Genomic DNA, 23323 nt, shown 5'->3' with positions numbered 1-23323 from the left:
GAGGGATCGGAGGCAGCCGGCCTGGGGCGCGGCTGCCCTGTGATGAGAACGCCATCAGGCGCGCTGGTAGACATCCTCCAGGCGCACGATGTCGTCTTCGCCCAGGTAGCTGCCCGACTGCACTTCGATCAGGTGCAAGGGCAGCTTGCCCGGATTTTCCAGGCGGTGCGTCATGCCGATGGGAATATACGTCGATTCGTTTTCCGTCAGCAAGGTCACCTTCTCGCCGCACGTGACTTGCGCCGTGCCGCTGACCACCACCCAGTGTTCGGCGCGGTGATGGTGCATCTGCAGGGACAGCTTGCCGCCCGGATTGACGGTGATGCGCTTGACTTGGAAGCGCTCGCCGATATCGATGCCTTCATAACTGCCCCACGGGCGGTACACCTTGCGGTGCTGCACGTGTTCGCTGCGTCCCGCCTGCTTCAGGTGGTCGACCACCTGTTTCACGCGCTGTACCTGGTCCTTGTGCGCGATCAATACCGCATCGTCCGTTTCCACCACGACCAGGTCCTGCACGCCCAGCACGGCCACCATGCGGCGCTCGGCGCGCACCAGGCAATTGCTCACGCCATCGAGATACACGTCGCCGCGCACCACGTTGCCGTTGGCGTCCCCCTGCTGCACTTCCCACAGGGCCGACCAGGAACCGACATCGCTCCAGCCTATGGCGGCCGGCAACACCACCGCATGCGCCGTATGCTCCATGACGGCATAGTCGATCGAATCGGATGGGCAGGCGGCAAAGGCCTGCTCTTGCAGGCGGCAGAAATCGAGGTCGCGGTAGCCGTCGCGCACGGCCGTTTCGCAGGCGGCCAGCATGGCGGGCTGGAATTGCCCCAGTTCGCCCAGATAGCGTTCGGCGCGGAACATGAACATGCCGCTGTTCCAGAAATAATTACCGGCAGCAAGGAACGACTGCGCCGTGGCCAGGTCCGGCTTTTCCACGAAACGCTCGACCTTGCAGCCCGCGGCGCCCGGATTGACGGGCGCGCCGCTGCGGATGTAGCCATAGCCCGTTTCCGGCGCCGTCGGCACGATGCCGAAGGTGGCCAGCGCGCCATCGGCCGCCAACAGGGCCGCCTCGGCGATCGCCTGGTGAAACGCGGCCACGTCGGTGATGACATGGTCGGCCGGCAAGACCAGCATCAGCGCCTGCGGGTCGATACCCAGCAGGAATTGCGCGGCCACGGCCACGGCCGGCGCCGTATTGCGCCCCACGGGTTCAAGCAAGATGCCCAGCGGCGGCAAGCCGATCTCGCGCAGTTGCTCGGCCACCATGAAGCGGTGCTCGTTGCCGCACACCACCAGCGGCGGCATGACGTCGAAACCGGCCAGTCCGCTATCGCCGGCACGGCGGTTGGGCAGGCTGGTCACGCGCAACGCCGTTTCCTGCAACATGGTCTTGTCCGTTACCAGCGGTAACAGTTGCTTGGGCAACACGGCGCGCGACAGCGGCCATAAACGGGTGCCCGAACCGCCGGACAGGATGACTGGATAAATTTTCATGGTTTCACTTCGCAAACAGTTTATTGGGCAGCATACAGGGCCGGCGGCGTTTCGTCGCGGCGCAGGCTGCGCCGGTCGCGCGCATTGCCCCAGGCATCTTTTTCATAATCGGAGACATGGCGCATCTGGCCGGCACGGTCGACACTATAATCCTTGAAGACGATCATTTCATCAAGCACCACGCCAGGCAGCACGCGCGTGTACTCGAACAGCACGCTGCGCACCACTTCGGCGCCGCCGCAGACGTGGCTGCCATGGCCGATCCAGGCCGGCCCGATGATGGTCGTGCCCGCTTCGATGCGGCAACCCGAACCGATGTAGACGGGGCCTTCGATGCGCGTGCCGCCGCTCCAGTCGATGCTCGTGTTCAGGCCGGCCCACACGCCATCGGCGATCTGGGTGCCAGGCACGTGCAAATGGGCCACTTTTCCCATCAACACGCTTTGCAGCACTTCCCAGTAATCCTTGATGCTGCCGATGTCGATCCAGTTGTACTGGCGTTTTTGCGCATGGAAGGGCAAGCCTTGCGCGACCAGCAGGGGAAACAGTTCCGAGCCGATATCGAAGGGCTGGCCGGCGGGAATCAGGTCCAGCACGGCCGGCTCGAACAGGTAGATGCCGGTGCTGACGCAATTGGACAGCGCATCGGCCTGCGCCGGCTTTTCCTGGAAGGCGCGCACGCGCCCGTCGGCATCGCTGACCACCACGCCATAGCTCGACACCTTGTCCCACGGCACTTCCAGGGTGATGACGGACGCCAGCGCGCCCTTGCTGCGGTGCTCGCGCAGGGCCGCTTCCAGGTCGAGGTCGATCAAGGCGTCGCCGCACAGCACGATCGTCGTATCGTCGAAAAAGCCACCGAACTCCTGGATCTTCTTCATGCCGCCAGCTGAGCCGAGCGGTTGCGACACGACCTCGCCCGCATCGTTCGTATAGCCTTCGAAGGAATAGCCGATGCGCACGCCGAACTGGTGGCCTTCACCGAAATACTCCTCGATCTTTTCATGCAGGTAACTGACGTTGACCATGATGTCGGTCACGCCATGCTGCGCCAGGTGTTCCACCAGGTAAGCCATCACGGGTTTGCCCAGGATGGGGATCATCGGCTTGGGCAAATCATAGGTCAGGGGCTGCACGCGCGTGCCCTTGCCTGCTGCCAATATCATCGCTTTCATCGTCAAACTGCTCCATCAGGGTTGGGGATGGCTGGCCAGGCGGCGCACTTCAGCGGCCATCCTTGCTCAAGGTCACGGGAGCGGCGGGCGCGGCGGCGGGAAACAGGCGCGCATACGCGGCCAGCAGCTTCGGCGCTTCATATTCCCACTCCAGTTCGTTGATCACGCGATGGCGGCCAAACGCCCCCATCTGCTCGCGGCGGGCCGGGTCGTCCAGCAAGTCGACGATCTTGCGCGCCATGTCGATGGGATCGTTCTTCAATGCATACAAGGATGCCTGCTGCGCGGAAACCTTGCCCTCGACCAGATCAAACTGCACGATCGGTTTGCCCAGCGCCATGTATTCCATGATCTTGTTCATGGTCGACTTGTCGTTCATGTCGTTGGCCACGTCCGGATTCACGCACACATCGGAGGTATTGAGCATTTCCAGCAATTGCTGGTCCGGCACGCGCCCCGTAAACGTCACGTAGTCGGCAATGCCCAGGTCCTGCGCCATCTGCTTCATCTGTTCCAGCGAGGTGCCGCCGCCCACCAGGCCGAACTGCACATCGTCGCGCTTCAGGGTTTGCACGATGTATTGCGCCGCCTGCAGCAGCAGGTCGATGCCTTCCTGCGCACCCATCACGCCCACGTAGCCGACCAGGTAGGCGCGGCCCTTCTTGAGTTCCGCCACGGGCGGCAGCACGCGCAGGCGGTCCAGCTTGGGTCCGCTGCGCACCACGTAGACATCCTCGGGCTTCATGCCGCCCCGCTCGATGGCGATCTTCTTGTACGACTCGTTGGTGGCGATCGACACGTCGGCGCTCTGGAACGACCAGCGCTCGAACAGCACCATCAGCTTGTAAAAGAAATCGCGCCGGCCGAACTTGGCTTCGTACAGCTCCGGATTGATGTCATGGTGGTCAAACAGGAAACGCTTGCCCATCGTCAACTTGAAGAAGCCGCCGATGAGGAACAGCAGGTCGGGCGGATTGCAGGCGTGGATGACGTCGAAGCCGCGCGCGAAATGCACTTTCCATGCCAGGCGGAAAGTGTGGAACAGCGCCAGCGAATACTCCACCAGATAGCCCTTCGCCCCTTCCGCTTCCAGCGGCAGGTGGTAGCGGTAGATATGGATGCCGTCGATGGCTTCGTAGCGCGACTCGTAGCCCTTGCCCGTCGGGCAGATGATCGACACTTCATAACCGTTCGCATGCAGGGTGGTCGCTTCCTGCCACACGCGCCGGTCGAACGGCGACGGCAGGTTTTCCACCAGGATCAGCACCCGGCGCGGCTGTCCTGCCACGGTGTTACCAGCAGATGCCGTCATATTGCTCTCCACTTTGTTCTTTGCTGATGCGCACCAGATCGACGATATGCTGGTGCGGCTGCAGGCTGGCGGGCACGGTCTTGAATTCGGCCGCGCCATTGCCGATGACGATGGTGTCGGCAAAATCGAGCACGTCCTGCATGTTCGTCACCATCAGCTTGGAAATGTGCGGGATGTGATTGAGGATGTAATCCTGGTTGGCGCCCGTCAAGGCGGCCAGGTTGACGTTCTTGTCGTACAGCTTCAGCTCGTAGCCCTTGCCCAGCAGATACTCGATGACATCGACCAGCGGCGACTCGCGCAAGTCGTCCGTGCCGGCCTTGAACGAGAAGCCCAGGATGCCCACCTTGCGCGCACCTTTGTCGACGATCATCTTGATGCCTTTTTCCACTTGCCGCTGGTTCGATGGCAGGATAGAGTTCAGCAAGGGCAAATCGAGGTCCAGGCTGCGCGCCTTGTAGGTCAGCGCGCGCACGTCTTTCGGCAGGCAAGAACCGCCGAAGGCGAAGCCCGGCTTCATGTAGTACGGCGACAGGTTCAGCTTGGTGTCCTGGCAAAAGATTTCCATCACCTTGTGGCCATCGATGCCGACGGCCTTGCAGATGTTGCCGATTTCATTCGCGAACGCCACTTTCACGGCGTGCCAGGTGTTGTCCGTGTACTTGACCATCTCGGCCGTTTCCACGTCCGTGCGCACCAGCGGCGCATCCATCTTTTCATACAGCTGCACCAGCAGCGCGCCGGCCTTTTCGTCGGATTCGCCGATCACCGTCTTCGGCGGATTGTAGTAATCATAGACGGCCGTGCCTTCGCGCAAGAATTCCGGGTTGTTACACACGCCGAAATCAACGCCGGCCACCTTGCCCGACGCCGCTTCCAGAGTCGGGATGACGAGCGAACGCATGGAACCAGGCAGCATGGTCGAGCGCGCCACGACGACGTGGAAAGTATCCTTTTCACGGATGGCGGCGCCGATTTCCTGGCACACCTTGCGCACGTGGCTCAGGTCCAGGTTGCCATTGAGCTGCGACGGCGTGCCCACGCAGATGAGCGACATGTCCGAACCGAAGACGGCGTCGCGCACGTCGAAGGTGGCGCGCAAATGGCCGCTCTTCACGGTCGCGGCGATCATTTCGCCGATGTCTTTTTCAATGATGGGCGTGGTGCCCTGGTTGATCAGCTCCACCTTGGTCCTGTTCGGATCGACGCCGATGACTTCGTGTCCATCCGTTGCCAGGCAACCAGCCGAGACGGCCCCCACATAACCCAAACCAAATATGCTAATTTTCATGTTTTCCTCGTATTTTCTGACAGATCAGGGGTAGCCAAACTCAGGTGAAACTCCGTGCGCAAGGTGGCTGCGCCTTGCAGCCGCCCGCGCCAGACCAACACAGGCGCAGCCTGTTTTTCATCGAAGCGGTGCGAAATCCAGCCCAGCGGCGGATGGTCGCTGCCGCATACCAATTGCACGGAAGCATCCGGCAACGGCGGTAAATGCATCTCCAGTGAGAAGGCGTCGCCCGTCACGCGCAGCACCTGGCCATCCAGCTGCACGCGGCAGCGGGGATCAAAGTGCCAGAACAATTCCACCTCATGCGCGTCCTGGCATTCGAGCACGTCATCGACCACGATCAGCGCGGCGCCGGGCGCCACGCGCACGTCGCGCCGGTGCAGCACGCCATCTTTCAAGCCCAGGTAGCCGTCATGGCTGGCGCTCCAGAATTGCCCATCGGCATCGTCACGCCACGCCAGGCACTCGGCCCTGGCCTTGCGCAGCCAAAGGAAGTTGCCGCCCGACTCGGACTGGTCGCGGCCATCGATGCGCACGGTGTTGTGCGCGCTGGTGCCACGGAAATAATCGCGCCACTGCTTGTGCGTATGGTAGGCATAGGTGCCCGGATCGACCAGCACCATCTGGCCCGCCACGGACAAGGTCAGCGCCAGCGCATCGGCGTGGCCGTGCGCGGCGATGCCCAGGTAGCCCAGCGGGCCGGCATCGGCAATCAGGCGCACTTCGTCGGGCGAGCCAAAGCCGGCGCCCATCACGTAATAGCCGCCATCGGGGAAGGCGCGCGGCAAGGTATCGGGCGCAGCGTCCGGCAAGGCGTCAAACGCCTGGCTCCCCGCCTCGCCCAGCAGCCAGGCGCTTTTCTCGTCGAACGTGCGCGCCTTGGCCTTGAAGTCCGCGCGGCCGAACAGGGCCGCGCCGCTGGCCAGCAGCGACGCGTAGGGATTGGCGCCCGGTGCCTTGTCCCAGTGCGCCAGCAGCGCGTCGTCGGCGTCGCCGAGCATCGGCACCTCGCCCGCCACGTTCGTCATGGCGGCGATAAATTCCAGCATGGCTTCCAGGCGCCGCAAAAAGGCGGCCGAGCGGGGCCGGCCATTGGCGCGGCCCGCCAGCACGCACAGCAGCATTTCATCGGCCACCGTGTGCTGGTAATAAATGGCTTGCTCGCGGTTCACGCCATCGGGGCCATTCTGCTGCAGCGCCTGCGCTTCCAGCTCGCGTTCCGTCTGCGCCAGCCAGCCGGCACTTTCCGGCCAGCAAGGCCACGTGAGTGCGGCGATATGCAAGCCCGTCAATTCGCCAAACAGGTGGTTGTTGGCCGACGAGTGGCGCGAAAAGTGTCCGGCGATGAAGTGGCAATGCTGGTAGATGCTGTCGAGCCAGCGCTGCAGGAAGGCTTGCCCCTGCGCGCCCTGGAACAGGGGGCTGTTAATGCCTCCGAGCAAGTGCCACGCATGCGACCAGCTGACAAGGCGCAAGGCCAGCTCCAGCGCGCTGCTCCAGTTCGGCCCCAGCGGATACGGACATTGCTGCCACCACGATTCAAGCAAGACTTGTACACCTTGCGCATAGCGCAAGTCGCCGCCGAGACGGTAGGCCATCGCCAGGTCGGCCACGGCCAGGTGGCGGTTCGGTTCCCACAGGCATTTGATATCGCCCACCACGGTTTCGTCGCGGTAATTGAGCGTCTTGCCAAAATCCAAGGGCACGACGGTGCCCGTCTTCGGATCGCGGTTCCATTGCGGCGGGAAACCCAGCTCCGCATCGCGCAGGGCGAACACATCGAAACGGCCCGCGAGGATGCGTTCGGCCGCCGCCAGGTGCGGCGCCGTGTCGATGGGCATGCCCAGCCAGGGCGCGCCGAAACGCTGGCGCACGGCGGGCGGCGGCACCTGCGCCAGGCCGTAGCCGCGCGCCTGCAGCCGTTGCTGCAAGGCATCACGCACGCGATGCGCCACCTCGGGCGCCCCCATGGCGCGCAAACGGTTCAGTTTCCAGGACAGGTTGCTCAGCATGGACGTCTCACAGATACTGGCGGTGCCAGATTTCCAGGGTGAGCAAGCTCCACAGCAGTTTCTCGTGGTTTTGCCGTCCTGCCACGTGCTCGGCCAGCACCTGCTGCAGGGCTTGTGTATGGTAATAGTGGCGCGTGCGCGACTCGGCGCCCGTCAAGTGTTCGTACAGGTAATCCTTCATGGGGCCGCGGAACCATTCGTTGACGGGCACGCGGAAGCCCACTTTCGGCCGCTCCAAGATAGCTTGCGGCAACAGCTGCTTCATGGCTTCGCGCAAGATCCACTTGGTGGTGCGGCCGCGCACGCGGTACTCGTCCGGCAGGCTCGACACATACGCCGCCAGTTCGTGGTCCATGAAGGGCATGCGCGCTTCCAGCGACGCGGCCATGGTCATGCGGTCGCCCCGCTCGAGCAGGTTGTCGGGCAGCCAGCTCAGCTGGTCGAAGCAAAGGATGCGGCGCAAGGCGCTGTTGCCGGCGCTGCCGCAGCCCAGCGAAGGATCGCGCTGGCGCGCTGGCGCCGGCATGGCCACCAGGCGCGCGCGTTCCTGGTCGGACATCATGCCGAACCAGCGCGGCATGCGTTCGTGGAACGCTTCCAGGCCCAGGTTGACGATGGCCGTCTTGGCGCGGCGGAAACGATACGGCAAGGCGCCGATGGCCGGCTCGATCAAGCCCCGGCGCAGCAGGCCCGGCAGCATCTGGTAGTTGCCCGCATAGCGCTCGTACACGTGCTTGGGGTAGCCGCCGAGGATTTCATCGGAACCTTCGCCCGTCAAGACCATCTTGACCGTCTTGCGCGATTCCTTCGCCAGCAGGTAGATGGGAATGTCGGATGGTTCGGCCACGGGAGCATCGCGGAAGCGCACGAGGTCGGGCAGCAAGGCGATGACCTGGTCGACGGACACTTCCAGCTCATGGTGTTCCGTGGAAAATTGCCGCGCGATATCGGCCGCGTACGCCAGCTCGCTGAAGCCGCCCTCCTTGAACCCGACGGAAAAAGTCTTCACGGGTACGCCCGCGTGGCGCGACATCAGCGCCACGACGGCCGACGAATCGATGCCGCCGGACAAAAAGGCGCCGAAGGGCACGTCGGAAATCATGCGGATGCGCACCGATTCATCGAGCTTGTCGAGGAAGGTGGCGACGGGGTCCGCCGGCAGCGGGGCCGCCAGGCGGGGCCGGCTGTCGGGCGGCGTGTAATACACGCGCTCGCGCAGCACGCCGTTTTCCCACGTGGCCGTGGAACCGGGCGCCAGCTTGCGGATGCCTTGGAACAAGGTGGCCGGGCCCGGCACGTAGCGGTAGGCGAAATAATCCCAGATGGCGGCCTCGTCCGCTTGCGGCGCCACGTCCGGCAAGGCCAGCAGCGCCTTGATTTCCGAGCCGAAAGCCAGTTTTCCCTCGTGCTGCCACAGGAACAGGGGTTTCTTGCCGAACGGGTCGCGCGCCATGAACAGGCGGTCGTTGCGCGCATCCCAGATGGCAAACGCAAACATGCCGCGGAAATGCTGCACGCACTCCTCGCCCCATTGCACGTAGGCATGCACGATGGTTTCCGTGTCGGATGCCGTGCGGAAATGGTGACCCAGCGCGATCAATTCGTCGCGCAGGGGCTGGAAATTGTAGATTTCGCCATTGAAGATGATTTGCACATCGCCCGTCTCATTGCCCAGCGGCTGGTGGCCCGTGGCGATGTCGATGATGGACAGGCGGCGGTGCAGCAAGCCCACCTGCCAGGCGCCGTCGGCCGTGGCCGCGTTGAGCACGCCTGTGTCATCGGGACCGCGGTGCGCGATGGCGCGCCCCATGGCGTCGAGCGCCGCGGGCAAGCCGGCGACGGACGAAGGGAAGATCAAACCGGCAATACCGCACATATGGGCTCGCTTAAAAAAGGGTTCGGCTAGACTGCCGGCGGCGCCAGCAAGGCGCGGTAGACGCGGTGAAAATCCTGCGCCAGGCGCTCGACCGTATAGGCGCTTTCGATGCGCTCGCGGCACGCTTGCCCCATGCGCTGCAACAGGGCGCGGTCGCCGTCGAGGCGCGCGATGGCATCCGCCAGCGCCTGGGGATTGCGCCGCGGCAAGAACACGCCATGCACGCCATCCTGCATCACGTCGGCTATCGCGCCCACGGGGCACACCAGGACGGGCGTGCGCGCGGCCATGCTTTCCAGCAACGCATACGGCAAGCCTTCCTGGTGCAAGGTGGGAAAACCGAACAGGTCGGCCTGGCGCCACACGGCTTCCTTTTCCGCGCCAAAGACGGGGCCGAGAAAGCGCACCGCCTCTTGCAAGCCGAGTCCGGCGACGCGCTCGCGCAGCGCCGCTTCCTGGGGGCCGCTGCCGGCCAGCGCCAGCGTGGCTTGCACGCCTGCGGCGCGCGCCAGGCGCAGCCCTTCGAGCAAATCGAACAGGCCCTTGCTTTCCGCCAGGCGCCCCACGTACACGAGTGACAGCGGACGCTGCGGCACGAGCGGCCTGTCGCCGGGGTCGCTGCCCGCATCGATGGCGTTGGGTATCACGTCGAGCGCCAGCGCGGGATCGAAATCGCGATAGCCCTGCAGTTCGCATTGCGCCAGCAGCACCACCACATCGGCCGCGCGCAGCACGCGCCGCAGCAAACCCGTCAGCAATGGCTTGCCGTTGAAAAACACCTGCGGCAAGGCGCCGCCATGCACCTGGTACACGACGCGCTTGCCCATGGCCTTGGCCAGCAGCAGATACACGATGTCGCGCCAATAGCTGCGCCACTCCATGGACGTGTTGATATGCACGATCTGCGGACGCTGCCTGCGCATGGCCTGCACGAATTGCACGGGGCTCCAGGCAAAACGCAGCAGCTTGTGCAGGCGCGACTCGTTGCGGCCCTCGCTGCCGACCTGGAAGTGCACGAGCTTGTAGTCTTGCGACAAAGAACTGTGAAATAGTTGATTCAAATGGGTGGTTACCCCGCTCACCGCATTAAGTGCAGGTCCTAGCAGCATTATCGTAGTCATATTGGTATTATATGTTGTACTTTTGTAATTTAGACGCGAAGACAAATATATTTGCTGCATTGCGCTAACATCTACAACAATTTTCTTCCAGGGAACACCACCCATGGTGCATTCTGAGCGCCGTTTACGTGTTCGGCAACAACTTCTTGCCTGCGCTTCCAGCCACGGGCATCAACGGTGCGCGCCGGCCAGATCCAGGTAGCGCTGCGCCAGTGCCTGCGCCAGCACGCGGTAGCTGCGCCGCGCCTCGATATAGGCGACGCCGGCCTGGGCGCGGGCGCGCGCTGCGGGCACATCGGACAAGATGGCCGCCATCGCCGCGGCCATGGCGGCCGGTTCGCTGGCCGTCAGCCAGCCTGCGCCGCTGGCCGTCAGCACTTCGGCCTGGTCCGGACTGTCATTGCCCACGGCCGGCATGCGCAAGGCCAGATATTCGAGCAGCTTGGTGGGCGAACTGACGTCGAACAGGGCGCCACGGGGAATATACGACAGCGCGGCGTCGGCCCCGGCCAGCAGGGGCCACGCCTGGTCCGAGGGCAGCCAGCCCGTCACGCGCACGGCCCCGGCCAGGCCGGCGCGCTGCGCATAGGCAAGCAAGTCATCGACGTCGGATGGCGTATCGGAAGCGCCGATCAGCAACAGACAGGCTGCGGGGATGCGCTGGCGCACGATCAGCAAAGCATCCAGCAAGCGTTCCAGCTGGCGCGACTGGTCGAGCGTGCCCAGGTAGGCCAGCAAGGGCACCGCCTCCCAGCCCTCCGGCCGGACGGGCGCGATGGCTTGCGCCTGCAACACTTCCATGTCGACCCCCATGGGCACGGCAGTGAGGCGCTGCGCCGCGATGCCGCGCGCCTGCATCATGCGCAGCATCGCGTCGCTTTGCACGAACACATGATTGGCGCGCGGCAACACAATGCGGTACAACAACCATTGTTCGAGCAAGCCCTTGCACAGCACCAGGCGCGCGCGCAAGGTGGGGCGCTGCGCCAGGCTGCTGCGCGCCCGTTCGATGCGCCCCTCGCTGATCAGGTATGACACCCAGTAATAGAACGGTATGCCCTTCAGGCGCGCCACCAGCAAGGCGAGCAAGCCCGTGGGCACCATGTCGCGCACCTGGATCGCATCGCAACCGGCGCGGCGGGCGCCCGCCAGGGCGCGCAGGCAAAGCCACTGGAAAGCCAGTTCGCGCAACAGGCGGCTGCCCAGGAAACGCCCGTGGCGCACCGAACGGAAACCCTGCGCCTGCGGCGGCTGTTGCGACGGCATGCCGACGATATCGCATTCGACGCCGTGGCGCGGCAGGTACTTGCCGAACAGTACCGCGACATCGGGACGAAACGTGGGCAGGCTTTCCGGCACCAGTTGCAAAATCTTCAAGGACATAGGCGGTTCGACGGCAAAAAAAGGTTGAGGCAGATACAATACGCCATGCGCCGAAGCATATCATGCCCTTACGAAATAATTAATTATATTGCATTAGTAGCATCAAACCAAGCTTGCGCCATTGATGAGCGGCAAGCATGCTGCAAGCTGGCCGCAGCGTGACAGGTCTCACGCTGAAACAATGTGTAAACGTCCATTTTAATGCTATTGTAATAATGCGGTCGATTGCCAATCATTAATTGTGTGACAACGAGCGCCGGAACGGCTTTGGCTGTTGTTTTAATGTGATAATGTTCATTTTTAATAAGGCGCAACAATGATCCACGTGCTGCTGTCGGAAGCGGGAACCTACCACGACATCGTCGAGCATCTGGCGGCGGGCGGCGCGCGCGTGACGCATATCGGGCCGGACGCGCAGGCGCACATGCGCAGCAAACTGTCCATCCTGGCCGCCATGCTGTCGCCGTCGCTGTTGCGCACGCGCAAATTATGGTGCCAGCAAGACCGCCTGCTGGTCGTCGGCTGGCAAGCGCTGCCCGTGCTGGCGCTGATACGCCTGGGCCTGCTACCGCGCCCGCAACGGCTGCTGGTGATGGCTTGTTTCATCCATGGCACGCGGGCCCGCAACGTGATCAACCGGGCCTGGCGCCTGCTCAATTTCCCCGGACTGGAATTCATTACTTTTTCCAGCGGCGAAACGCGCAACCTGACCGACAACGTCGGCATCGCGCCCGCCGCCGTGCATTTCCACCTGTGGCGCCAGCATCTCGACGGCGCCACCACGGCGTCCCAGCGGCAAGATGACGGCAGCATCTTCTCCGGCGGCTTTTCCAACCGCGATTACGACCTGCTGCTGGACGCGGCGCACGGGCTGGAAGCGCACCTGGTGATCGTGGCGTCGGCGCAAAACCAGATCCCCGCGCAAGACCCGGCGCAGACCACGGTCCATCTCGACTTGCCGGAAGCGCAGTTTGAAAAGCTGCTGGCAAGCAGCCGGGTGGTCGCCATGCCGCTGAAAAGCCAGGGCGAAGCCTGTGGCCAGAGCGTGCTGCTGCGGGTATTGCGCAATGGAAAACCGCTGATCGCCACGCGCCACGAAGCCATCGAAGCGTACCTGGGACGCGATTACGCCGGCTTCGTTGCCGCCGGCGACAGCGGCGCCATGCGCGAAGGCTTGCGCCGCACCCTGTCCGACGACGCCTTCCGCGCAGGCTTGGCCCAGCAGGTGTCGCGCGCCTATGCCCGAATGGAGCAGCGCGGCGGACCGGGCCAGGAAATCGAACAATTTCTGCTCGGCAATTAAAAAAATCCACTGCCGCAACGACGGCAGTGGATTTTTCTTGAACCGCGGTCAGTTCGGCAATGTCACCACTTGCTTGCCGACCGTCAGCGTGCGGGCCGTGCCGCTTTTTCCCAGCTTGATCAGCGGCTTCTTGCAGCCGACATCGAGCACCGTGAGGAATTCGCCGCTCAGCGCCGCGGCCGACTTGATGAACACCCCATGCTCTTCATAGGTACCGGGCTGCGGCGGAGGTCCCGTGCGCTTTTCGAAACGCGCTCCGGTACTGACCGGCACCACGCACACCTTGCGGCCCTGATTCGTCACCGAGATGGCGCCGCCGGCGTCGACCACGATAGGCGCATACGTATGGAAGTTCCACTCGAACACGCGCGGCGTGGCCGAGGTCACCTGGTCCTGCACCACCACGGCGTCCGTGGTGCGCAGGAACCACAGCTTGCGCAGCGCCGATGTCAGCTGGCCGCCATAGGCCAGCGTGGCGTCGCCCGCCACATAGTCGACGGTGGCCTTGGGAGCAAAGGCGGTGATGCGGCCGTTGCGCGCCATGGTCGTCTCATAGCCGTCGACCAGCTGGCCCTGGCCATTGTCGAACGTCAAGGCATTGTGGGCCTTGGTCTGGCGGTACCAGGAACTCCACAGCGGCGAATCGTACCAGTCGTACCAGCCGCTTTCCGTCAGCAGGGGCACGCCCGCGCTGGCCAGCACAAAGCCGTTCTGGTCGCCGTGGCTGTGATTGAACGAACCGTAGGGACTCGATTTGAAATACACCGAGGTGCGCTGCAGATTGCCGATGTCGCTGTGCATGGCGGCCCAGCCAATGCTGGGGTAATACGCCGAGTTGCCTGGCGGCGCTGGCGTGGCCACCGTCGCCACCGGCAACGGGTATGGCGCCTGCAAGGTGGCCAGCGAATCGTCGGTGCGGATCAGGTTCTTGTAATACCACGCCGCGGCAGGCGTGGCGAAATGCGCGGCGAAACCCTTCATCATGCGGATTTCAGGCAGCGACTCGTGCCCGTCGCCAAACACGTGGGTCTGCGAACCAGGCGGCACGAAATGCATCAGGTAATCGAGGAAGCCGCTGGCCCAAGGCTTGGTGAACAGGTCGACCTTGGTCGCGTAGGCGAGCGCCGGCCAGATCTGCAGCGCATAGTCGGCTTCATACTCGGCATACGCCGTGCCGTTGGCAAAACCGCCCTCCGGACCGCTCCACACGCTGTAGGAACTGACAAAGGCGCGGAACGAAAAGTCGAACCAGTCCTTCGCCTCCGGGATATCGCCCAGGGACAGCGTTGAAATCAGCGTCAGGAAACCGATATTGCTGGCGGCGTGGGAATCGTAGGGATACTGGTCCAGGCGCCCCGTCTGCGCAGCCAGGTCGAGGTACATCGCATTGGTACGAACGCGTACCATTTCCAGCCACGCGGCGCGGCGCGGCGCATCGAGGGCGCTGCCCAGGTTGTCGACCGCCTTGATCAGGCTTTGCGCAATGGCGCGGTTGCCCTGGTCATGGTTGACAAAACTGGTACCGCCGTTCGGGCTGAGCGCGGCTTCCTGGTCGCCGCGCGCGATCGCCTCCACCAGATACTGGTTCTCGCCCGTCACGCGGTACAGCAGCGAGGCCGCTTCGAGCTGGCGGGAGCTCTGATTCGTGCGCGAAATGACGCGCGCATTCTGCGCCTCGTTGGCGGCCGTGCGCACCTTGCCTGGAGACAATGGCCACTCGGCGTCGGAGACGGGCGCGATCGCCGTCATATTACGTATCACCTCGGTACTCAGCCAGGTCAGCACCTGGGAGCGGTCGGCGCGCTTGGCCGCGCTCCAGCTCGCAAAAAAGGTCGCATTATCCTCCAGGCCGCGCGGACGCGGGCGCAAGACGATGGCAGCGCGCAAGGTGCTGCTTTCCGGCACTTCGAACACTTTCGACGTGGCGTCGATCACAAAGGTTCGCGGGCTTGACCATTCATTGCTCGTGCTGGGACGCACGCGCCAGCTATAGGTGCCTGCCGCAAATTTCTTGGATGGCAGATACCAGTTGCGCGCCGACGTGAAGGTGCTGACCACGGTGCCCGCCAATTTGACTTCAATGACATACGACGCCGGCGACAGCGGATGGCGCGACCAGGTAAAACTGGGGGGATTTTGCGGCTGGATCTGGCGGTTGTCCGGCAAGGTGCGGACGGCCAATGGGTCGGTCGCCAGGGCCCAGTCGGCCTGGGCCTGGCCGCAGGCTGAACAGACGAGCAGCAGCGCCACTTTGACCAGCGTATATTTAGCGAATTTCATAGATTACCTTCTTAACATCAACTATCGAGCAAGATACCGCCGCTGCGTGGGGCATATCATACGCCTCCTGTCGAGGCTGCTTGCGAGACACAGGACGGCCCGCCGTACAAAATCGGGCAAAAGGCGAAGACACTGCTGAAGGCACTGCGAATACCTGTAAGCATATACCTAAAGTATTCTTCCGAACATTAATATTAGTTGCAGCTCAGCTATTAATGTGCGTTTCGCGCCACATTTGCCATTTGACGGCGAGCCGGGTCGGCAGCAAACAAGACAAGGCCAGAGCCACCCACCAGTGGCGCGACATGCCGCCGCCGGCGGCGCGGCGCAACCCGGCCAGCGCTTCGCCGCGGCGGCCCCGCGCCAGCGCCGCGCGCGCCACGCTGACGCGCGCATCGGACACCAGCCGCAAGGCGGAACGGCGCGCCGGATTGGCCGCCGGCCAGGCCAGGGCGCGCCGTTCCAGCCGTTCGAACGTGGGCGCCAGCACATCGGCCGACTCGATCGCGCACAGGCTGCCGGCCACCTCGACACGGTAGGCCACCAGCTGTGCCGGCGTAAACACCAGGGTCAGGCGCTCGGCCAGCCGGAACCACAGATCCTGGTCCTCGCCAGCCGACTCGCCTTCCGGGAAGCATGGTTGCAAGGGCAACAAATCGCTGCGCCGGATGGCCACCGAATTCGTGCAGAAAAACGGTCCGCCACGGCGGCGCCGCTCGAAAAAGTCGTCGAGCAGGCGCGTCTCGCGCACGGCCCCGCCCTGGTAGCTGAGCGCCGCGGCGCGGCTGGCCGGTATGCGTTCGAAGCCGCAGGCGAAAAACGAGCCGGACGGATGGGCCCGCGCCATGCCGACCATGGTTTCCAGATACACGGGGCCATACCAGTCGTCCGCATCGAGAAAACAGATCAAGTCGCCGCGCGCTTCGAGGATGCCGCGGTTGCGCGCGCGCGACACGCCGCCATTGGCCTGGCTGACGAGGCGCACGCGCGCATCGGCGCAGGCCCGCACGCGCTGCGCGCCATCGTCGCTGGAACCGTCATCGACCACCACCACTTCCCAGTCGGCATGGGTTTGCGCCAGCACCGAGGCCAGCGCCGCTTCGATATACGGCCCCTTGTTATACAGGGGCACGATGACCGAGCACAGCATCAAGCCATCCCCGGCACGCGCACCTTGCGCGCCCTGACGGCCTGCTTGTCGGCCACCGGGAAATACGCCGTCACGATAATGAGCAGCAGCAAATGCGTCATCGCCTCGGCGGCAAAGCCCGTCAGCGACAGCGGCACTTCGCTGATCGAGCGGATGGCGATGAGGACGAACAAGGCCATCGACAGGCCCTGGCTGGCCCGCGCCGTGCGCGCGCACGCATACAGCAGCGCCATGGCATACAGCACCAGGCCGATGGCGCCGATGGTGCCGGCGCTGGCCAGGCTCTGGTAAAACTGGCTGTGCGCATGGGTGGCGTATGGCATGCCGATGCTGATGCGGAACGCGTCATCCCACAGCGGCAAGCCGTAGCCGAACACGGGATTCTTGTGCCATTCCTGCAACGCCACCTGCCAGATCACGTCGCGGCCCGTCAAACTGATCAAGTCGGAGCCTTCGCTGCTGGTGGCAAAGTGCGCCAGCTTGGCATCGATATTGCCAAACATCACATACAACATGCCAAGCGTACACAGCAGGATGAAGCAGAAGATGCCGACGATCGACAATTGCGGGCGGCGGTAATCGAACAGCCGCTCCTTGATCTGTTCGCGGAAACCGAAATAGGCGACGCAGGCAAAGCACAGGAAGCAGGCGATCCAGCTGGTTTTCGATTGCGCCAGCAACAGGCTGCCCAGGCCCAGGCCCCAGGCGAACAGGTTCAGCGGGCGCCAGCCATAGGGCTTGCGCCACAGGCACAGCAGGAACACCACCACCATCGGTCCCAGGCTGTTGGCGTGATTGGCCAGGCCCGTATAGCGGATGCTGAGGAAGGGAATCAGGCCGTGGTAATTCCGGTTGACGACCATGTTCGGCTTCCAGGCAAACACGGCTGCGCTGAGCACCAGGAACAGCAGGGTGGCGTTGCGCATCGAGATGACGCTCAGGTCGACCTCCTTGTGCGTCATCAGCAAGGCCGCATAGCCGGCCAGGAACATGTACAGGTATTCATGCGACACATTGGTATGGCGCCCCAGCACGGCCGGACTGACGATATTACTGAGGAAATACACGAACAGCGCCCAGAACAGCAGCATCGGTATCGGCTGCAGCTTGTCGCGCGTAGTCAGGCGGTGCAGAATGCGCTCGCCGCAGGCAAAGATAACGAACAGGGACGTGAGCCGGCCAAACCAGGAGCTGGCCGGGTGCCGCGCCAGCGCCTGCATGCCCATCTGGAGTTCATCGCCCGAGACATCGCGGTTCGACAGGATGGCCGCCACGGCGATCGACAGGAAGACCGGATAGAACACGTACGGCACCAGTCCCGTCTCGCGCTTGCTGCCCCAATGGATGCTCAAGGCGATCACGAACACCACCACCAGCGCGGCGACCACGGCAAACAGGCCAAACAGTATTTCACTCATGTAGTTCTCGCGTATCCAGTAAGTTGTCGCGCGCGCCACAGCGGGCGCGCAAATAAGAGACCACCCTGGCCGGCAGCGGCGGGCTGAAGCGGGCAAGCATGCCCACCGCGCGCGTGCCCAGCAGTTCAGGCCAGGCCAGCACGGCCAGCAGCAGGGTCAGGCCGCCGAACAGCGCGCCGCCCAGGAATGCCGGCAGCGGATGGCTGCCGCCCAGGCCGCCCAGCATGGCGCCGCCCCAGCTGCCGGCGGCGGCCAGCAAGCCCATGGCCAGGCCGCGCGCGGCCAGCGGCGCCAGATCGCCCGGCCCCACCTGCAGGCGCAGGCACGCCACCGTGCCCACCACCAGCGCCCGCGCCAGCAAGGTGCCGGCGGCGATCATGGCGACCACCGCCCCGCCCTGCCCCGCCCACAGCACCAGCGCCGCGCCGGCCAGCACGATCAGCGGCAGCTGCAGCAGGCTTTCCAGGTGCTTGCCGCCCGTATTCCACAAGATCGGCGTCGACATGCCCCACGTGATGTACGCAGGCATGGCCAGCGCCAGGATGCTCAGCACGATGCCCGACTCTTGCCACACCTTGCCGTACAACACGCCGATCAAGTCCGGCGCCGTCATCGCCAGCAGCACGAACAGGGGCAGGATGATGATCCAGATGGTCGCCAGCACCGACAGATACGTGTCGCGCAGGCGCGGCAGATCGTCCTGCAGCTTGGCGCCCGTGGCCAGGAAGGCCGGCTGCAAGGCGCTCAGGAACAGCGAGTTGGGCGTATTGGCCAGGTTGTAGCCGACCGCATACACGCCCACCGCGTGGGCATTCAGGAAGCGGCCCAGGAACACGCGGTCCATATTGTTCAGGCACCAGTTGCACAGATTCGTCACGAACACCGTCACGCCCACATTCGTCGAGCGCCGCGCGCCCTCGTACCACAGCAGCGGCTTGAGCGAGAAACGCGTACGCGCATACGTCAGCACCAGCGCCGTGGAAGCCTGTCCCAGCCAGGCGCACACGAGGGTCCACACGCCGGCGCCCGCATACGCGAGCGGCAAGCCCACCAGCAGGTAGCCGACGATATAGCTGATCACCTGGATGATGTTGAGCCAGCGGAAATCGAGGGCGCGCCGCAGCAGGCTGCTGCCCGGCGCCGTCAGCGCATTCAGCAGGCAAGTTAGGCTCATCCAGGCGATCACGGGCGCGATGCGCGGTTCCTTGAAGTACGCGGCGATCCACGGCGCCATGAAAAACAGCAAGCTCATGGCCGCCAGGCCCGTCAGCGCCTGCCACGTCACCGTGAAGCGCACGTCTTCCTCGCTGAGCGTGCGGTTTTGCACCAGCCCCCAGGAAAAACCGAAATCGGCCAGAAAGTTGCTAAATGTCAGCACAATCAGTCCCATCGCAAACAAGCCGTAGTTTTCCGGCCCCAGCAGGCGCGCCAGCACCACTTGCGTGACCAGCTGCAGGCCAAACATGAGGACCGTGCCCATCGCCGCCCACTTGACGGCGCTGACGCTTTTCTTGTTGATGTCGCTGCTCATGATTCTCGCTGTCCGCCACGCCGTGCCGCGCCCGCCGGCGCTTTGTCATCGTTCAAGCCATGCCTCATCCGGGCGGCGCGCCGATCAGGCGGCTGCGCTGCGCCGCCGGCATGCTGGCCAGCAAGCCGTTGACGAAATCGGCCTGCAAGCGGTAGGCGCGCGGCAAATCCGTATCGATGCTCGACACGCGGAACAGCATGGCGTCGGCCACGGTGCCCGTCAGGCCATAGCGCAATTGCTCCAGGCGCTGCTGCATGCCCACCTTGCTGATCTTGTCGCCGATGGTGATCCAGTACGTGATGGGCTCGCTGCGGTTGCCATTCACGGCCAGCAAGCGCTTCACGGGCAGGCTGCCGTAGGCCGAGGCCAGCTCGCCGTATTCGTCGCGCTCGACCTGGAAACCCTGCGCCGCGTAGCACACTTCCGGCTTGTGCACGCCCATGTTGTCGCTCTGGTCGCCGCCGTACGCGATCGACAGCATCACCCGTTCGCCGTGCCCATTGATGTAGGTGCGCGACAAGGTCTGGTTATAGATCTTGTTCAGGCGTTCCTGGGTTTCCGGATCCACCTGCAGCGGCACGATGGAACTGTCGACGCGCCAGTCGCCGAACGCTTGCGGTATCGCCGCTTCCAGCGAAAAACTCGGGCGCTGGTCGGCCATCTTCACGCCCGGCGCCACGCCGTGGCTGAGGACAGCCGCGCCCAGCAGCAAGGCGCCCAGCAGCATATTCATGCGCAATGCAGCGTTCATGTCGACGCTCCCAAGGTTGGTGCGCGGCCCGCCTGGCGCTTGCGCACGATCCACTGCAGCAAGCTGTCGACACTGAGGATCAGCAGCAGCGCGGAAATGAACAGCACCATGCCGGCGAAGCCGTGCAGGAAGCCCTGCCCGGCCGCGTCGCCGAAGTAATACGTGATCAGGGTCAGCACCATCACGCGGATGACATTGGCAGTAAAGGAAATCGGCACGATCAGCAGGGCCAGCACGATGTTGCGGAACGGCGAAGTATGCCGCACCAGGTTCAGGTAGAACAGGCCCAGCGCTTCAAGCGTCAGCAGGGTCTGCAAGCCGGCGCAGGCGTCGGCCACCAGCAGCTGGTACTGGCCGATCTGCAGGATCACGCCATTGCGGGCGATCGGATAGCCGGCCAGGAAAAGCAGGTGTTCGGTCACATACGAAACCGCCATTTTCATCGGCATGGTCAGGGTCGTCACCAGCGGCAGCGGCAGCGGCACCATGAACAGCATGAAAAAGAAGGGAAACCACAGAATGCGCGCGGCAATCCAGCCGCGCTTGAGCAGCAGCAGGGACAGGCCGGTGCCGATCAGGGCGAGGATTTCCAGCGACAGGATATGCTGCGAACGGCCCAGCACATACAGCAGCAGCGAGACGGCCAGCAGCGGCCAGCCGGCGCGGGCCGGACGGGCGCCGGCGCTCTGCGCCAGCATCTCGGGCCATTTGCGGTAGATCAACCACAGCGACAGGGCCAGGATGATGGGACCGTGCGCCTGCTCTTCGGTCGACCAGATGCCGCGGAACAGGCCGACCAGGCTGGGTGCGAGCATGGCCAGGAAACCCAGCGCCAGCGGCAGCCAGTCCGGCACGGCGGAGCGGCCGGCCTGCGCCGGCGGCATGGCGTGGCCTGGCGCAGCCATCAAAAGTCGACCATCACGGAACCGACCACCTGGGCGCCGCTATGCGTCATCTGCTCTGCCATGGCCGCCACTTCCGCCATCGGCGTCTTGTTCTTGCGCGCCACCAGCAGCACGCCGCCCGCACGCGCCGCCACGGCCAGCGCATCGGAACCGGTGGCATACGCCGGCACGTCGTACAGCACCACGTCATAGCGGCTTTCCAGCTGCTTGTTGAGCGTGACGAAGGAGGTACGGCTGAGCAGTTCCTGCGGATTCGGCGGCAAGGTGCCGGCGGACAGCACCGACAGCGCGACAAACGATTCCACCTTGGCGATGATATCGAGTTCGGCGCGGCCGGCCAGCACGTCGGACAGGCCCTGGCGTGTCTTCAGGTCGAAGATTTCCTGCTGGCGCGGCGCGCGCAGGTTGGCGTCGACCAGCAAGGTGTGCTCGCCCAGCTGGGAAAACACCACGGCCAGGTTGGCCGCGAACAGGCTGGCGCCGTCGCCCGGCTCCATGCCCAGCACCACCAGCGATTTGCTGCCGCGGGCGAACCAGCGCAGCATCAGCTGGCTGCGCACGGCGCGCAGGGTTTCCACCTGGTGGCTGAAAGGCTGGTAGGCGGCCACCAGTTCCTGCGGATACTTGCCGGCGCCCGGCTGCAGGTACGGATAGTCGAACTGGCGCGCCAGCACTTGCTCGATATCGGCTTCCGTGATCAGGCCCAGGCGCAAGGCCGCTTCGCCGAAGCGGATGCCCAGTTCCTTTTGCATGCGCAGCACGCGTTCGGCGTTTTCCGGCGTGATCTTGCCCGATTCGAGCAACAGGCCGCCAATGCTGGAATCGGTGCCGCGCGCCAGCGGCGCAGTGGTATTGAGGAGGTGTGGACTTGAAGTCATGATAGGTTCCATCTCAGTTCAGGCGCAAACGGCGCGGCAGCATGCCGCGCATGCGACGCTGTTTAGGTTTCCAGTCGACCACGCCGAACACGGGAATCTGCAGCACTTCGCTCAGGTCCTGGTCGGAACGGATACGGCGGTCCAGCAATTCGGCCAGCAGCGCGATGCCGCAGCCCAGCATGAGGCCGAGGAAGATCGACAGCAGCACGTTGCGGAGAATCTTCGGGCTGTCCGGCTCGATCGGCGCCGTGGCCGGATTGAGCATGGCGATATCGGACTGCTCCGCCTGGCCTTCGATGCGCGTCTGCGACAGGCGCTGCGAGGTCACGTCGAAGGCGCGCTGGGCGCTTTCCACATCCTTGCTCAGCACGCCCATTTCATCGCGCGTCCGGTTCAGTTCCAGCACCTTGGCTTTTTGCGCCGCCAGTGCGGCGCGGATCGCGCCTTCGCGCTGCTGCAGGATCTGCGCATTGTTGCCCACGCTTTGCGAGGTGGCGCGCGTCTGCTCGGCCAGGTCGCGGCGCAGCTTGTCCACTTCCGCCTTGGCGCTCTGGTATTGCGGGTGATTGCGGTCCAGGCGCTGGCCCAGTTCGGCCAGCTTGCCCTCGGCATTGCCCAGGCCCAGCTTCAGGCTCTGGATCAGCGGATTCGACGCGACGTCCGGCGATTCGGACAGGTTGCCGCCCTGCGCCATGCGCTGGCGGGAATTGGCTTCCATGGCCTGGCCCTGCGCCAGCACCAGTTGCGCCGACAGGTCGTTCAAGCGGTTCGATTCCACATCGAGGCGGTTGTCGACGCTGACGATGCCATTATCCTGCTGGTATTTCGACAGGCGGCTTTGCGCGCGCTCAACGTTGTCACGCAGCAATTTGGTCTGGTCATCGAAGTACGTCGTCGCCTTGCGCATCGGGTCGACCTTCAGCTGGATGCTGACCTTTTGATACTGTTCCGCAAAGGCGTTCGACACGGCCGCGACGAATTGCGGGTCGGCGCCCTTGAAACTGACATCGACCACGCTGCTTTCGCGCGACGGCATCACTTCGAGTTTCTTCAGCAGCAAGTCGGCCAGCCAGTCGCGCACCGTGCCCTTGCCTTGCGCCGCGTCATTGAACTGGGCGATCACGGCGGGGCTGCGCGCCAGTTCCAGCTGGTCGACGACGCGCAAGGCCACGTTCTTGCTGCCGATAATATCGACCTGGGTCGCCATGTAGCCAGGCAGCAACTGCCCCGGCATGGTCATGCCCGTCAGGGGATCGACGCCCTTGTAGTTCAGCAGCAGGGTGCTGGTGGCCTTGTAGGTCTTCGGCAGCACCAGGCTGACGCCCAGCGCCAGCGCCACGGTGATCATCAAGGTCAGCAGCACAATCTTCTTGCGTGCCCGAAGGATCAGCAATAGTTGGGTGAGGTTCATTTGGAAACTTTCAATAC

The 23323-nt window shown here is 64.0% G+C and carries 17 protein-coding genes; 1 reads left to right on the top strand and 16 read right to left on the bottom strand.

The features are described 5' to 3' along the window. Nucleotides 1–54: 54 nt before the first annotated feature. The 8 genes from O0881_RS25290 to O0881_RS25255 all read right to left on the bottom strand — a co-directional run bounded on the left by O0881_RS25290 (nt 55) and on the right by O0881_RS25255 (nt 11679). The gene (locus O0881_RS25290; RefSeq protein ID WP_289913517.1) at nt 55–1509 is read right to left on the bottom strand and encodes a mannose-1-phosphate guanylyltransferase/mannose-6-phosphate isomerase; all 1455 of its coding nucleotides are present in this window, start codon (nt 1507–1509) and stop codon (nt 55–57) included. A 20-nt stretch (nt 1510–1529) separates the two neighbouring features. After that, nucleotides 1530–2684: an NDP-sugar synthase gene (locus tag O0881_RS25285; RefSeq protein ID WP_289913516.1), complete on the bottom strand. Its 1155-nt coding sequence runs from the start codon at nt 2682–2684 to the stop codon at nt 1530–1532. A 49-nt stretch (nt 2685–2733) separates the two neighbouring features. Then, nucleotides 2734–3996: a glycosyltransferase family 4 protein gene (locus tag O0881_RS25280; protein WP_099665071.1), complete on the bottom strand. Its 1263-nt coding sequence runs from the start codon at nt 3994–3996 to the stop codon at nt 2734–2736. Next, nucleotides 3977–5287, bottom strand: a complete 1311-nt coding sequence (locus O0881_RS25275) for a UDP-glucose/GDP-mannose dehydrogenase family protein (protein WP_077400992.1) — start codon at nt 5285–5287, stop codon at nt 3977–3979. The genes O0881_RS25280 and O0881_RS25275 overlap by 20 nt, the downstream gene beginning before the upstream one ends. Further along, nucleotides 5284–7299, bottom strand: coding sequence for an alginate lyase family protein (locus O0881_RS25270; protein WP_289913515.1), 2016 nt, complete (start codon nt 7297–7299; stop codon nt 5284–5286). Before O0881_RS25270 ends, O0881_RS25275 begins: the two co-directional genes overlap by 4 nt. Nucleotides 7300–7306: 7 nt before the next feature. Beyond that, nucleotides 7307–9175 carry an asparagine synthase (glutamine-hydrolyzing) gene (gene asnB / locus O0881_RS25265; protein WP_289913514.1) on the bottom strand — a complete coding sequence of 623 codons (1869 nt, stop codon included), beginning with the start codon at nt 9173–9175 and terminating at the stop codon, nt 7307–7309. Nucleotides 9176–9201: 26 nt separating this feature from the next. Beyond that, entirely contained in the window at nt 9202–10236 is a 1035-nt protein-coding gene (locus tag O0881_RS25260) for a glycosyltransferase family 4 protein (protein ID WP_289913513.1), read from the bottom strand. A gap of 231 nt (nt 10237–10467) precedes the next feature. Next, nucleotides 10468–11679, bottom strand: a complete 1212-nt coding sequence (locus tag O0881_RS25255) for a glycosyltransferase (RefSeq protein ID WP_289913512.1) — start codon at nt 11677–11679, stop codon at nt 10468–10470. Between the two features lie 316 nt (nt 11680–11995). Here O0881_RS25255 and O0881_RS25250 point away from each other — a divergent pair, with 316 nt between their 5' ends. After that, the gene (locus O0881_RS25250) at nt 11996–12982 is read left to right on the top strand and encodes a glycosyltransferase (protein ID WP_289913511.1); all 987 of its coding nucleotides are present in this window, start codon (nt 11996–11998) and stop codon (nt 12980–12982) included. Between the two features lie 48 nt (nt 12983–13030). On the opposite strand, the gene O0881_RS25245 is transcribed toward O0881_RS25250, so the two are convergent. The 8 genes from O0881_RS25245 to epsF form a co-directional block, all read right to left on the bottom strand. After that, a complete protein-coding gene (locus tag O0881_RS25245) occupies nt 13031–15262 on the bottom strand; it encodes a heparinase II/III family protein (protein ID WP_289913510.1) in 2232 nt (743 codons plus the stop codon). A 205-nt stretch (nt 15263–15467) separates the two neighbouring features. Beyond that, entirely contained in the window at nt 15468–16412 is a 945-nt protein-coding gene (locus tag O0881_RS25240) for a glycosyltransferase family A protein (RefSeq protein ID WP_289913509.1), read from the bottom strand. Then, nucleotides 16412–17830 (bottom strand): O-antigen ligase family protein, encoded by a 1419-nt coding sequence (locus O0881_RS25235; protein ID WP_099665077.1) that lies wholly within the window; start codon nt 17828–17830, stop codon nt 16412–16414. The genes O0881_RS25240 and O0881_RS25235 overlap by 1 nt, the downstream gene beginning before the upstream one ends. After that, nucleotides 17823–19361, bottom strand: coding sequence for a lipopolysaccharide biosynthesis protein (locus tag O0881_RS25230; protein ID WP_289900038.1), 1539 nt, complete (start codon nt 19359–19361; stop codon nt 17823–17825). Before O0881_RS25230 ends, O0881_RS25235 begins: the two co-directional genes overlap by 8 nt. Before the next feature lie 64 nt (nt 19362–19425). Beyond that, nucleotides 19426–20112, bottom strand: coding sequence for an exosortase-associated protein EpsI, B-type (gene epsI, locus O0881_RS25225; protein ID WP_077400965.1), 687 nt, complete (start codon nt 20110–20112; stop codon nt 19426–19428). Further along, nucleotides 20109–21017: an exosortase B gene (gene xrtB / locus O0881_RS25220; protein WP_289913508.1), complete on the bottom strand. Its 909-nt coding sequence runs from the start codon at nt 21015–21017 to the stop codon at nt 20109–20111. The genes epsI and xrtB overlap by 4 nt, the downstream gene beginning before the upstream one ends. Next, the gene (gene epsG / locus O0881_RS25215) at nt 21017–21895 is read right to left on the bottom strand and encodes a chain length determinant protein tyrosine kinase EpsG (RefSeq protein WP_077409017.1); all 879 of its coding nucleotides are present in this window, start codon (nt 21893–21895) and stop codon (nt 21017–21019) included. The genes xrtB and epsG overlap by 1 nt, the downstream gene beginning before the upstream one ends. A gap of 13 nt (nt 21896–21908) precedes the next feature. Continuing rightward, entirely contained in the window at nt 21909–23306 is a 1398-nt protein-coding gene (epsF, locus tag O0881_RS25210; protein ID WP_077400960.1) for a chain length determinant protein EpsF, read from the bottom strand. Between the last annotated feature and the right edge of the window lie 17 nt (nt 23307–23323).

This window comes from Janthinobacterium sp. SUN100 (assembly GCF_030397705.1).
In the GTDB taxonomy this organism is placed as follows: domain Bacteria; phylum Pseudomonadota; class Gammaproteobacteria; order Burkholderiales; family Burkholderiaceae_D; genus Janthinobacterium; species Janthinobacterium kumbetense.
Note: the sequence above shows the minus strand (reverse complement) of the source record. Positions and strands in the feature narration are given on the sequence as shown.